11 protein-coding genes are annotated in these 12,667 nt (G+C 74.0%); 3 read left to right on the top strand and 8 right to left on the bottom strand.

The window, feature by feature from the left end; all coding sequences use genetic code 11:
• Positions 1-72: 72 nt before the first annotated feature.
• Positions 73-1,146, bottom strand: a complete 1,074-nt coding sequence (locus FHX81_RS16535) for an alkene reductase (RefSeq protein ID WP_141979018.1) — start codon at positions 1,144-1,146, stop codon at positions 73-75.
• A 118-nt stretch (positions 1,147-1,264) separates the two neighbouring features.
• Here FHX81_RS16535 and FHX81_RS16530 point away from each other — a divergent pair, with 118 nt between their 5' ends.
• Positions 1,265-1,636: a MerR family transcriptional regulator gene (locus FHX81_RS16530; RefSeq protein ID WP_141979017.1), complete on the top strand. Its 372-nt coding sequence runs from the start codon at positions 1,265-1,267 to the stop codon at positions 1,634-1,636.
• Positions 1,637-1,640: 4 nt separating this feature from the next.
• On the opposite strand, the gene FHX81_RS42610 is transcribed toward FHX81_RS16530, so the two are convergent.
• The 3 genes from FHX81_RS42610 to FHX81_RS16515 are packed head-to-tail and all read right to left on the bottom strand — an operon-like array spanning position 1,641 to position 8,442.
• Positions 1,641-5,798, bottom strand: coding sequence for an SbcC/MukB-like Walker B domain-containing protein (locus tag FHX81_RS42610; RefSeq protein WP_141979016.1), 4,158 nt, complete (start codon positions 5,796-5,798; stop codon positions 1,641-1,643).
• Positions 5,795-6,961: a TIGR02678 family protein gene (locus FHX81_RS16520; RefSeq protein WP_141979015.1), complete on the bottom strand. Its 1,167-nt coding sequence runs from the start codon at positions 6,959-6,961 to the stop codon at positions 5,795-5,797. The genes FHX81_RS42610 and FHX81_RS16520 overlap by 4 nt, the downstream gene beginning before the upstream one ends.
• Entirely contained in the window at positions 6,961-8,442 is a 1,482-nt protein-coding gene (locus FHX81_RS16515; RefSeq protein WP_141979014.1) for a DUF2397 domain-containing protein, read from the bottom strand. The genes FHX81_RS16520 and FHX81_RS16515 overlap by 1 nt, the downstream gene beginning before the upstream one ends.
• 51 nt (positions 8,443-8,493) lie before the next feature.
• Between FHX81_RS16515 and FHX81_RS16510 the strand changes: the two genes are divergently transcribed.
• Positions 8,494-9,462 carry a cobalamin biosynthesis protein gene (locus FHX81_RS16510; protein WP_141979013.1) on the top strand — a complete coding sequence of 323 codons (969 nt, stop codon included), beginning with the start codon at positions 8,494-8,496 and terminating at the stop codon, positions 9,460-9,462.
• Here FHX81_RS16510 and FHX81_RS16505 read toward each other — a convergent pair.
• From FHX81_RS16505 to FHX81_RS16490, 4 genes are read right to left on the bottom strand one after another with little or no spacing between them, the layout of a single operon-like run.
• Positions 9,404-10,207: an SURF1 family cytochrome oxidase biogenesis protein gene (locus tag FHX81_RS16505; protein ID WP_141979012.1), complete on the bottom strand. Its 804-nt coding sequence runs from the start codon at positions 10,205-10,207 to the stop codon at positions 9,404-9,406. The genes FHX81_RS16510 and FHX81_RS16505 overlap by 59 nt on opposite strands.
• 16 nt (positions 10,208-10,223) lie before the next feature.
• On the bottom strand, positions 10,224-10,787 hold the full coding sequence (locus FHX81_RS16500; protein WP_141979011.1) for a DUF1349 domain-containing protein: 564 nt from the start codon (positions 10,785-10,787) through the stop codon (positions 10,224-10,226).
• Between the two features lie 7 nt (positions 10,788-10,794).
• The gene (locus FHX81_RS16495) at positions 10,795-11,625 is read right to left on the bottom strand and encodes a fructosamine kinase family protein (protein ID WP_246107845.1); all 831 of its coding nucleotides are present in this window, start codon (positions 11,623-11,625) and stop codon (positions 10,795-10,797) included.
• Positions 11,622-12,077 carry a low molecular weight protein-tyrosine-phosphatase gene (locus tag FHX81_RS16490; protein WP_141983972.1) on the bottom strand — a complete coding sequence of 152 codons (456 nt, stop codon included), beginning with the start codon at positions 12,075-12,077 and terminating at the stop codon, positions 11,622-11,624. Before FHX81_RS16490 ends, FHX81_RS16495 begins: the two co-directional genes overlap by 4 nt.
• 65 nt (positions 12,078-12,142) lie before the next feature.
• Between FHX81_RS16490 and FHX81_RS16485 the strand changes: the two genes are divergently transcribed.
• Positions 12,143-12,616: a hypothetical protein gene (locus FHX81_RS16485; protein ID WP_141979009.1), complete on the top strand. Its 474-nt coding sequence runs from the start codon at positions 12,143-12,145 to the stop codon at positions 12,614-12,616.
• Positions 12,617-12,667: the final 51 nt, after the last annotated feature.

Genomic DNA, 12,667 nt, shown 5'->3' with positions numbered 1-12,667 from the left:
ATGTGCATTCCGGGCGGCGTGCGCCACCGCATCCCCAGCCGGGTGCTCCAGCGGCGCACGCCGTGCCCCCGGTCAGGCGCTGTGCTGGAACGCCGAGTACGTGAGGTAGCCGTTGTCGCCGCCCTGGTAGTACGTGTTCAGGTCGGCGGGTGCGAGCGGCAGGTCGGTGCGGAGCCGTTCCACCAGGTCGGGGTTGGCGATGAACGCACGGCCGAAGCTGATCAGGTCCGCGCCCAGGCCGAGCCAGTGGTCGGCGGCCGACCGGTCCGTGTGCTTCGGGCCCATCGGGACCACCGGGTTCATCACCAGGGTGCCCGGCCACGCGCGGCGCAGGCCGATCAGCACGTCCTCGTCGGCGGTGGCCTCCAAGTGCAGGTAGGCGAGGTCGAAGCGGGCGAGTTCGGCCAGCAGGTCCGCGTACAGCTCGGGCACCTCGGTCTCCTCGACGCCCCAGAACGTGCCGCCGGGCGAAAGCCTGATCGCGGTGCGGTCCGCGCCGACGGCGTCCACCGTCGCGGCGACGGCCTCGACGGCGAAGCGGATGCGGTTGGTGATCGAGCCGCCGTACGCGTCGGTGCGCAGGTTCGCGTTGGACGACAGGAACTGCGAGATCAGGTAGCCGTTCGCGCCGTGCAGCTCCACGCCGTCGAACCCGGCCTCGACGGCGCGCCGGGCCGCCTCGGCGTACGAACGGGCGTGCTCGGGGATCTCCGCGGTGTCGAGGGCGCGGGGCACCGGTGCGGGCCGCGGGCCGTTCGGGGTGAACACGTCGCCCACGGCGGCGACGGCGGACGGCCCGACCGGCTGGAACCCGGTCGTGTCGGGGTGCGAGACCCGGCCGCCGTGCATGATCTGGGCGAAGATGCGGCCGCCGTTGACGTGCACGGCGTCGGTCACCGGTCGCCACGAGGCCACCTGCTCGTCGGTGTGCAGACCCGGCGTGCCGGGGTTGGACTGCCCGATCAGGCTGGGCTGCACGCCCTCCGAGACGATCAACCCGGCCGTGGCGCGCTGGGCGTAGTAGGCCGCCATGGACGGGGTCGCGAGGCCGCCGGCCGCGGCCCGGACCCGGGACATCGGCGCCATCACGACGCGGTTGGGCAGGTCCAGACCGCCGAGGCGGTAGCGGTCGAACAGCGTGGTCATGCCGAACTCCTCCGTACTGGTCGCGGCCCGGGAGGGGCCTGACAGGTACGCTAAAACCTCACATCAATGTGAGAGGCAAGTCGTGCGACCGGAGTCACAACCAGGAGGTCGGGTCGGGATGCGGATCGGCGAACTCGCGTCGCGTACCGGGGTCAGCGTCCGTTCGCTGCGGTACTACGAGGAGCAGGGACTGCTCACCAGCACCCGCAGCGCCGGCGGGCAACGGCACTACGCGGAGGCTGACGTCGAGCGGGTCGCGTTCGTCCAGCGCCTCTACGCGGCCGGGTTGTCCAGCCGCACGATCACCGAACTGCTGCCGTGCGTCGACTCGCCCAGCGACGAGAACTCCGACGCCGCGATGGAGCGCATGGCCGCCGAACGCGACCGGCTCTCCGCGCACATCGACGACCTGCTGCGCACCCGTGACGCGCTCGACGCCCTGATGGCCTCGGCCCGGGCCTACCGCGACGCCCGCCCGGTCCCCGCCTGACGCGCTACGGGTCGACCCGGTCGAGCGCCGCGCCGTCCCACGTGGTCTGCGTGCACGCCACGCCGCGGCCGTTCTTCGGGCGCAGCACGTCGTAGATGTGCATGCGGGGGATCTTGTCGGACACGCCCCAGCCGCTCGGCCAGGTGATCACCCAGTCCATGTCGAGGTCCACCAGCAGCCCCAGCATGCGCGCGATCGTCGGGTCGTCCAGCCGTTCGAACGCCTCGTCCAGCAGCACGAGCCGCAGCGGCTCGAACTCGCCGCTCACCGCGTCGTAGAACGACGCCGCCGCCGCGAACAGCGTCACGTACGAGATGAGCCGCGTCTCGCCGGACGACAGCTGGCGCAACCGGCGTTCGCGCGGGTTGCCGTCCGGGCCCGTGTCGGCGACCGTGACGGTGAACTGGTGCCACGTCCGGTAGTCCAGGGCGCGGGACAGGATCTCGGCGTAGTTGCCGGTGTGCGCGTCGCGTTCGGCTTCGATGCGCTCGGTGAAGACGCGGCGCAGCGTGGCGTCCTGCTCCGGGTCGCGTTCCGCGTAGGGCAGGCGGACCAGCGCCAACGCGTCGCGCGTCTCCTCCTCCAGCGCTGCCGACGGCTTCCACGCCAGCTTCACGTGCACGCCCTGGCTCGACCGGGCCTTGCCGAGCACCTCGTTCATCCGCTTGCACAGGTCCTCGGCGACGGCGACCTGGCCGCGCAGCCACTCGGCCAGGTCGCGGATCAGGTAGTCGGCGAAGATGTTCTGGTACTGCTCGTCGAGGAAACCGCGCTGCTCGGCCAGTTTCGCGGTGACCTGGCGGGCGGCGACGGCGACCGGTCGGGCGCCTTCCTCGCCGGTGACGGTGACGGTGAGCAGGCCGACGTGCTGCTCGGCGGCGATGTCGTGGCTGCCCGCGAGCGAGGTCTGCAGCGCCTGGAGCTTGGTGATCACCGTGGCCTCGCCCGCGCCGCGCCGGTCGGACGCCATCAGGGCGGCGCGCACGGACGTGACGTCCTCGGCGACGTCCGGCAGGGCGGCGACGAGGATGCCGGGCGCTTGGACGGTGGCCTTGAAGTGCTCGGTCGCGCGGGTGAGGGCGTCCTTGGCCGAGGTGAGCTGCTCGGCGGAGGTGTCCAGCTGGGCGTTCAGCTTCGCCGCCTGCTCGCGGGCCGACGCGACCTGCTCGCGCACACCCTTGAGCTCCTCGCGCATCCCGCGCCGTGAACGCTCCAGAGTGGACAGCTGGTCGGCGATCTCCCTTGCCTCGCCGCCGATCGCGTCGGTCAACTCGGCCAACGTCGACGCCTGCGACGCGTAGTCGACGCACCGCGCCTCCGCATCCGCCTCTGCCGCCACCCGATCCTCCACCGCCGCGTGGTACCGGTGGGACGCGTCGGTCAGGTCGGCCACCGTGCTGCGGCACTGGCGGCGCAGCACGTCGCCCAGCCGATCGGCCGTGCGCTGCGCCTCGGCCGCCGCCTGCTGGGCCCGCTGGAGGCCGTCGGTGGTGGCGGGCAGGCCCGCGTCGCCCGCCTGGCGCACGACCTCGGCCGCGGCCGCTTCGCCGCGGGCTTGGGCGGTGGCGAGTTCGTCGCGCAGCTCCTCGGCCCGGCGGGCGGCCCGGTCGGCGGATTCCTGCGCGGCCTGCAGGCGGCCGTGGCGGGCGACCAGCTCGCGGTCGGCCGGGAACCGGTCGAGGTGGACCTCCCAGCGCTCGACCAGGCCGTGCGCGGCGGCCAGGTCGGCTTCGGCCACGCCCAGGTCGGCGCGGAGGGTGGCCAGCTCGTCCTCCAGCTCCGCGATGCGGCGGCGGCGGGCGGCTTCGCGGGCTCCCGCGCCGATGAACTCCGCCGCGTCCTTGTGCCACGCGCCGGTGAGCACGCCCGCCTGCCAGCGGCCGTCCGGGGACACCGCGAAGGCGGCGGGGTCGGTCGGGGTGGGGGTGTGCAGGGAGATCGAGGCGAGCAGGTCCGCCACGACCGTCGCTGGGACGGGGGAGTGGGGTTCGACGGCCGGGGTCAGGACGGTGGCCAGGGAGGGGCCGGTGGTCGGGGGGCCGGGGATGGCCAGGACGTCGTGGTGCGGGGTCGTGGGAGCGGCGGGGGTGGTCGGGGGTGCCAGGGGTGCGGGGGTGGTTTCGGCGGGGCCGCTCGTTTTCAACCGAGTATCGGTAACGGTGTTTCCGTACATGGTCGGGCCATGTTCACCCGATCGTGCGACCCAGGCGTCCAGGAGACCGGAGGCTTCCAGGGCCGCCTCGATGCCCGCGCGGGCCTGGTCGTCGACGGTCGGGTGGAAGTCGACCAGGCGGTAGAACGGGGCGCCGGTGGACGGGTCGCGGTCGGTGGAGGTGAAGCGGCCCTGGTCCGGGGTGCGGGAGGTGCCCGAGCGCAGGCCGGACAGTTCCGCGTCCAGCGCGTTGATCGACGTGACGAGGGTCGACCGGCGCTGGGCGACCGCGTGGGCCTCGGCCCGGGCCGCCGTGACCAGGGGGCCCACCCACTCACGAGCGGCGGTGGTCAGGGAGCGGGCGGTGGTGGGGTCGGCGGTCGTGGGGAGGGGGAGAGGGGTGTCGGGTCGGGTTTCGGCCAGGGGACCGGAGGTGCGCCAGGTGTCGACCTCGGCCAGCCAGGTCTCGGCGACCTCGGCCAGTTCCCGCGCCTCCTGGTTGCGCAGCGCCGACGCCTCGGTCGCCGCGTGCTGCGCGTCCCGGGCCGTCTGCCGCAACGCGTCCACCTGCCGTTGCGCCGCGTCCAGCTCGGCGGCCTGCGCGGCCAGCGCCAACGCCAGCGCCCCGCGCTGCCGCGCCGTCGAAGCGATCTCCGACGTCCGCCCCGCGACCTCCACCAACGTCGCCTCGTCCACCGGAACGGCCGGGGGCACGCGGCGTTCGATCGGCAGCGGTTCGGCTTCGGGGTCCGGCTTGGCCCGCACGGACTCCGTGCGCACCGAGGCGTCCGAAGTGGACACGGCAGGCACGTCGGGCACGGTGGCGGGGGACAGGCCGGCCGCGCGCAGGTGGTGGCGCAACGGCTCGGCCAGCTCCTGCGCCGACCCCAGGTCCTCGGCCAGCCGCCGCAGCAGCCGCAGCACGCCGTCGACCGCGCCGTCCTCCTGCAACCGCTGCTTGTTCGCCATGTCCAACGCCGCCACGGCCGACGAGCGCTTCTCGGCCACCAGCTTCTCGCGCGTCTGCAAGTCCTGCAGGTCGCGGAACGCCGGCAGCTCCTTCAACGCCCCGATGGTCTCCTCGGCCTGCTGCTCCCCGGCCTCCAGCGACGCCAACGAGTGCTCCGCCGCCGCACGCGCCGCCAGCGTCTCCTCCAGCGACGCCGACAGCCGCGCCGACGCCCGTTCCAGCTTGCGCACCCCGTCCTCGGCCGCGCCCAGCGAGACCGCCGCCGCCCGCAACCCGCCGAACGCGTAGTCGGAGTACGTCTTGAGGAACGTCCCCAGCGCGGTGTCGGCCGACGACAGCCGCGTGATGTTCTCCCGGATCGACTCCAGGTCGTCGAACGACGTCGCCAACTGCTCGACCATCGCCTGGTCCAGCGGCGGCAGCGCGTCGGACAGGATCTGCTCCAGCTGCCCTTCCAGCACCTTCAACCCCACGTCGGGGTTGCGCAGCGTCCGCTGGAGGTGCAGCAGGTCGCCGTACCGGGGCGCGGGCACGCCGTACACGGTCTCGGCGACGCGCGCGCGGAACGCCGCCTCCTCCAGCACGCAGTCCGCGCCGATCAGGTCGCGCAGCTGCGCCGGGCCCAGCGGCGTGCGGTCCGCGCCCACCAGCGCCAACGAGCGACCCACGCGCAGGGGCGTGATGAACCGCCACGAGTCGGTGATCGCCTGCGAGGTCTTCGACGCCTTCACGCCCAACCCGCAGGTCAGGTACTCGCCGTCACCGCGGGTCAGCTCCACCCACGCGTACCCGATCCGGTTGGGCCCGCCGTCGTAGTCGTCCAGCATGAGCCGCCGCAGCGACACCGTGTCGAAGCCCTTGGAGCCGACCTGCCGCAGGTCGCCGTCCAGGCACAGCGGCAGCAGCAGTTCCAGCGTGCGCGACTTGCCGGACCCGTTGGTGCCCTGGAAGATCGCGCGCCCACCGGAGAAGTCGAACGTCTGCTCGGTGTACTGCCAGATGTTGACGATGCCGCCCCTGTGCAGCCGCCACCTGTTCACGCGGTCTCCTCATCGAACAACGACCAGCTGGGCACGTCCGGCACGACCACCGGCTCCACTTCGCGTTCCGGGTCGCCGTCCGGCGCCGGCAGCCACCGGTGCGCGGCGGCGTTGAGCAGCCACCCGTCGTCCGCCTCGACCGCCAGCCCCATGCGCCGCAGCAGTTCCAGCACCTCGTCCACCAGGCGGCCCAGGTCGTCGGTGAACTGCTTGGACCACGCGGTCGGGTAGTCCTCGACCAGCCCTGCGCACACCTCGCGCAGCCGCGCCGGGTCCACGGCGTGCCGTCCACCGGCGAGGGGGTCGGACTCCAGCAGCTCCGGCAGCGCCAGCAGCGCGATCCGCGCCACCGTGGACGTGCCGGGGAAGTACAGGTCGGTCAGGTAGTCCTCGGGGTCGGCGGCCAGCACGCCCTCGACCCGGCACTCGGTGCGCAGGCCGAAGCACGTCTCCAGCAGCGCCGACTCCTTGCGCTGGTTGCGCCGCAACCACTCGGCCTGCTCCGGCGGCAGGTCCGCGTACAGCACGACGGGGTTCTCCACCAGCTTGCGCCGCACCGCGTGCTCGACACCGCGCGGACCCGGCCGGGCGGCCAGCTCCACCAGCCGCGCCGGCGAGTCGGCCTCCGCCACCGGACCGGTCAGCAACTGGCCGAGCAGGTCGGTGTCGATGGTGATCAACGCCTCGGCCTGCACGTCCACCGTGCCCTCGGTCTCGTGCAGCACGCCCAACGACACCAGGTGCCGCAGCGCCGCCGTCAACGCCCGCCGGTCGGCCACGTCGTCCACGACGGTCAACCCGGCCTCCACCGCCGCCGCGCGGATGTCCGCCACCAGTCGCGACAGCAGCGCCTGCCGCCCGACCCCGGTGAGCACCGCCATGGTCAGCGCCACGTACGCGTACCCGCGCGGTGACATGGCGAGCACGCCGCGCGAGTCGTCCGCGCCCGGCCCGGCCTTGTACAGCCGCGCGAACCGCCGTTCCACCACCAGCCGGTAGCCCAGCAGCCCGGCGAACAGGTCCTGCAACGCCGCCCGGTGCCGGTAGACCAGGGTCAGCAGCTCGCCGTCCGGCCCGTCGGCGCGCAGCAGCGGCCGCCGCAGCAGGGTGCGGGCGCAGCGCACCACGTTCGCCGCGTCGATCTCGGAGAGGTCGTCGAACATCAGTCGAGCACCAACGTCGAGTCGTGCAGCGTCAACGTGCCCGCCGCCGAACGGATCCGCGTGGCACGCCCCGCCGCGTGCTCCACCGTCACGCGCAGCCCGCGCACCGGGTCGGTCGCCGAACCGGAGTCGGCCGCCGTGTCGCGCTGCGCCATCGCCAGCGTCAGCAGCTCGCACAGCACGCCGAGCGCTTCGCCGGACAACGTCGCCTCGGCCAGCCGGGGCGCGGCCGCCGCCAGTTCCGCCACCGACGCCGCCCGCCGCTCGTCGGCCTCCCGCGCCTCGGCCAGCAGCGACTGCTCGGTCATCGGGTCGTCCAGGATCCGCGACGTGCGCACGCGCGCGCCGCGGTCACCCCGGCTGCGCACGCTCACCTGCACGTCGACCACCGGCCCGTCCCGCCACGGCGTGCGCTCGTTGTCGCTGTCGTGCTCGGGCGCGGGCGACACGTGCCGCGCGGAGTGCAGCCCGAACGCCGCCGCGTACAGCTCGTGCGCCTGCTCCCGGGTGCCCGAGTCGAACCACGCGGCCAGCTTCAGCAGCTCGGCGCGCCTGCTCGGCAGCAGCCCGCCGCCGGACGTCGCCCGCTTCACGCTCGCCAGCAGCGACCCGATCGCGCGTGCCGTCGCCTCGCGCAGCGCCGTCACCTGGCTCGGCCGGCCGGGCCGGTCCACGAACCAGTCGGTCAGCTCCTGCCAGTCCTCCGGTGACCGGCCGCGCGCCCGTTCCACCTTCTCGCCCAGGTCGGCGCGGCCCAGCAGCCGCAGCAGCTCCGAGCGGGCGGAGTTCACCCGGGCCAGGGCGTCGGCGATGGCCGGGGTGTGCCGCAGCACGTCCTCCACGACCATCTGGATGTACTCGACCAGCAGGTTGCGGAACCCGGAGATCTCCTCCGGCGCCAGGTGGTGCCGCGTCACGACCTGGCCCAGGTAGGCGTAGAAGTCGCGCACGGTCGCGGCCAGCTCGGCGTGCTGGAGGAACAGCGTGGTGACCTGCTCGGCCAGCACCTCCCGCGAGCGCGGCGCGCCGCTGATCAGCGCCTCCGACAGCGACCGGCCCAGCCGGTCCAGGCCGCGTTCCACGGCGGGCAGCAGCTCCCGCGACACCTCCCGCGCACCCTCGGGGACGCGCAGCAGCTCGTCCACGTCCCGCTGCACCCGCACGGCGAGCTTGCTGACCTGGTAGCGCACGCTGCCGTGCTGGAACTCGGCGATGCTGGTGGCCACCACCTCGCGCCTGCCCTGCACCAGGTTGCCCCACTCGACGAGCTGCCGCAGCCGGTTGATCACGTTCTCGATGCGGGACTCGCCCGGCTCGACCCGGCCCTCCCGCTCGGCGCCCGCCAGCGCGCCCGCGACCTCGCCCGCGGACAGGTCGGCCAGCAGCGTGGACGTGAACAACCGCATGATCGCCAGGTAGGTGCGCTGGTGATCACGGGCGTCCAGGTACGCGTAGAGCTTGAGGCGGCCGGCTGGTTCCACGGTGCGCCACCCTAATGCGGCGGTCCGACACGTGCGGGCTACCGTGCCCGTGTGAGTCTGGGGCGCGCGGTGGGGTTGGTGCTGGGCGTGGCCGCTGACGCGGTGTTCGGCGACCCCGAGAAGTATCACCCGGTAGCGGGGTTCGGACGTGCGGCGGCGGCGCTGGAGCGCAAGCTGTACCGCGACCACCGGGTGGGCGGCGTGGCCCACACGGCGGTGCTCGTCGGCGGCACGGTCCTGGCCGGCGTCGCGGTGGAGCGGCTCGGCCGGCGCAGCCCGGTCCTGCAGGTGCTGACCACCGCCGCGGCCACGTGGGTCGTGCTCGGCGGGTCGTCGTTGGCCGACGAGGGCACCGCGATGGGCCGCGAGCTGGACGGCGGAGACCTCGAAGCGGCGCGCAATCGTTTGCCCAACCTCTGCGGGCGGGAACCGCGCAAGCTCGACACGCTCGGCCTGGCGAAGGCGACCGTCGAGTCCGTGGCCGAGAACACGTCCGACGCCGTGGTGGCCCCGCTGTTCTGGGGTGCGGTCGCGGGCGTGCCGGGGCTGCTCGGCTACCGCGCGGCGAACACCCTGGACGCCATGGTCGGCCACCGCAACGAGCGGTACCGCCGGTTCGGCTGGGCCTCGGCCCGCCTGGACGACGTGGCGAACCTGCTGCCCTCGCGGCTGGCCGCGCTGCTCACGGTGGCGGGCGCGCCGGTCGTCGGCGGGTCGGCGGGCGAGGCGTGGCGGACGTGGCGGCGAGACGCGGCGGCGCACCCGAGCCCCAACGCGGGCCAGGTCGAGGCGGCGTTCGCGGGCGCGCTGGAGGTCCGGCTGGGCGGCCGCACGGTGTACGCGCACGGCGCGGAGGACCGGCCGGTGCTCGGGCACGGCCGCAACCCCGACGCCGGGCACGTGACGCGGGCGGTGGAGCTGTCGCGGGTGGTCGGCGCGTCGGCGGCGGCCGTGACCGCGGTCATCGCGCTGGCGCGGCCTCGTCTTCGGCGAGCTGTTCGGCGACGGACTTCCGCCTGACCTTCGACGTGCCCGCGTCCTCGCGCAGCGCGCCGCCGGGCCGGATCTCGCGGGCGGTGAAGTACAGCCAGCCGCCCAGCGCCATCGCGCCGAACGCGATCCACTGCAACGCGTAGGAGAAGAACGGTCCGGCGTCCAGCTTCGGCAGCGGCAGCGCCTCCGTCACGCCCGGCTGGCCCTCGGTGAGCTGGAAGTAGCCCGGTCGCAGGTCGAGCCCGGCGGCCCGGCCGACCACGGCCGAGTTCACCGCGTACACCTGCCGGTGCGCGTCCTCCCGGAACGCGTCCCGGTCGTCGGACTCGTCCCGGCGGGCCAGTGCGACCAGCGTCACGTCGCCGGTCGGCACGGGGTCCAGGTCGGGCACCTTGATGCCGTTGACCGGCCGCACGTAACCCCGGTCGACCAGCACGACCGGCCCCTCGGCCAGCCGGAACGGCGTCAGCACCTCGAACGCGGCCTCGCCCTGCACGGTCCGCAGCCGCGCCACCGCCTGCCCCTCGGGCAGGTAGCGACCGGTCAGCGTGACGCGCCGCCACTCGACCTCGGCGTTCGGCCGGTCGAGCAGCGTGGCGACCGGCACCGGGTCGGTGCGCAGGGACGACACGACCGCGCTGTTCTGCGCGTCGCGCTCGGTGTCGCGGTCGAACTGCCACGGCGCCAGCAGCGTGAAGCAAGCGCCCGCGAACACCCAGACGACCAGCGTCAACGCCAGCCACCCGGGCTGCAACAGGAACCTCAACCGCACGTGACCACGGTAAGCCCTAAGCCGTTGTGACCTGCACCCGGTCGAAGCGCGTGGTGAAGCCGGGACCCGTCGGCGCGGCCGCCATCACGCCGACCAGCGTCCGGACCTCGGGCGGGAAGTACGCCAGCCGCAGCAGGGTCGTCGGCTCGGCGTCGCCCGCGCCGTAGCGGACGGTCACCGCGTCACCCTCGCGCACGGCCGCGATCGTGACCCGGCCGACGCGACCCGCGGGCACCACGGACCAGTCCGAGAACTCCCGCGTCACGACCGTGCTGACCTGGAACTCGTCGTCGACCAGCTCGACCCCGGCCTTGATCCAGTTCCGCTCGTCCAGCCACAGCGCGACGCCGGCCTGGTCGTACTGGGCGGCGTAGTCCGCGGTGAACGTCGCGGTGACGGTGAAGTCGCCGGTCAGGGGCACCCCGAGCACGTGGCCGCTGCCGCGGTCGTAGCCGTGGTGGGTGGTGCGCCAGAAGTCGGTCTCCGGATCGCTGGTGACGGTCAGGCCGCCCTCGGTGCTCCACGTGCGCGGCTCGTTGAGCCACTGCCAGTCGTCGCGTTCGAACGCCGTGATCCCCATGTGGTCATCATCGCAGCGATCGGGCCGCGGCCACCGCCTGTCGGGCGTAGCCGCGGCCGAACAGCGCGGCGTGCACGAGCAGCGGGAACAGCTGGTGCAGCGGCACGCGGTCGCGCCAGCCGGCGGCCAGCGGCGCGGCCTCGTCGTAGGCGGCGAGCACGCGGTCCAGGTGCGGGCAGCCGAACAGGGCGAGCATGGCCAGGTCGCTCTCCCGGTGGCCGCCGTGGGCGGCGGGGTCGATCAGCCACGCGCGGCCGTCGGCGGCCCAGTGCACGTTGCCGCTCCACAGGTCGCCGTGCAGCCGGGCGGGCGGCTCGTCCGGCGCCGCCACCCGCACGCCCTCGACGGTCCGCGCCTCGGTGGCGGTCATCGCGCCCGCGTCCACGGCGAGGCGGGCGTAGCGGCCGATCCGGTGCTCGGCGAACCACTCCGCCCAGTCGCCGGACGCGACGTTGCGCATCGGCGCCAGGCCGATCGACGCGTCCGCGGGACCGCCGGGTGGTGGCGCGCCGAACGCGGGCGCGCCGGCCGCGTGCAACGCCGCGAGCCGCCGCCCGAACTCCTCGGCGGCCCGCGGCGACGGAGGGCCCGGTTCGACCGGGTCGAGGGCCAGCCACCGCCCGTCCTGCCCGCGCACCCCCGGCGTCGGCGGGCCGTCGGGCACGGCCAACCACCGCAGCGACGCGACCTCGGCCCGTGCCGCGCCCGGCTCGTCGTGCCGCTTCACGACCACGCGGTCACCGCCGGCGAGCCCGACCTCCCACACCGCGCCGCCGAGCTGCCGCACCCCGACCGCCTTCGCCCCGGTCAGGTGCTCCGCCGCCTCCGCCGGTGTCACAGCCGTTCGCGCACCCACGCCAGCAGACCGGGCACGGCGGCCTCCACCATGTCCACCACGCGGTCGAAGCCGGCCTTGTCGCCGTAGTACGGGTCGGGCACGTCCACGCCGTCCGCGTCCGGGTCGAACGAGCGCAGCAGCCGCACCCGCTCCGGGTCGCCGACCATCCGCCGCAGCGACCGGGCGTGCCCGGAGTCCAACGCCACCAGCAGGTCGGCGTCGAGGTGGTTCCCGCCCACCTGGGCGGCGACGTGCTCGGTCGGGTATCCGTTGTCGGCCAACGACTTCTCCGCGCGCGGGTCGGCCGGGTCGCCCACGTGCCAGCCGCCGGTGCCCGCGCTGGTCACCTCCACGAGGTCACCCAGCCCGGCCCGGCGCAGGTGCTCGCGGAATATGATCGCGGCCACGGGGGAACGGCAGATGTTGCCGGTGCAGATGAACGAGACGGTCAGCGCCACGGCGGGTCAGTCTGCCAGGTCGAGCGCTCCCACGACCGGCTCGTGTTGGGGGATCAGGGATGTCCGGGGTCGTCGTCGGGGTCGTCGTGCTGCTCGCCGCCGCGGTGGTGGTCGCCGTGGTGGTCGCGGTGCGCCGCCGGTCGTGGCCCGAGACGCCCGCGTTCGCCCGGCCGCGGCCCGTGACGTCGCCCGGCGGGCTGGTGCCCGACCCCAACGCCGGATTCTTCACCGACCGCGGTCTGGCGTTCCGGAAAAGGTATTTCTTCGTCGGCACGGGGTGTCCGCCGGTGCTGGTCGTCGATTTTCCGTCACTGGACGTGTTGCGTCGGGAACAGCCCGTGCGCATTGCCCGGTACGGCATTCGGGTGTGGTGGTGGTTCGGGGACGAGTTCTACCGCGAGGCGGTCGGCCTGGGTGCCGACGACGTGCGAGCATGGGTGCGGGAGCGGGAACGGAAGCGGCTGGCCCGGCAGGACCGGGCCCGGCTGCTCGCCGAGGCGGAAGAGAGTCTGCGAAAGCGTGATAACGGGTAACGAACCGGCCCGCAATTCCGACGCCGAAGGTGTGGGGAATGTGTCGGGAAG

It is taken from the genome of Saccharothrix saharensis (genome assembly GCF_006716745.1).
Taxonomy (GTDB): domain Bacteria; phylum Actinomycetota; class Actinomycetes; order Mycobacteriales; family Pseudonocardiaceae; genus Actinosynnema; species Actinosynnema saharense.
Note: the sequence above shows the minus strand (reverse complement) of the source record. Positions and strands in the feature narration are given on the sequence as shown.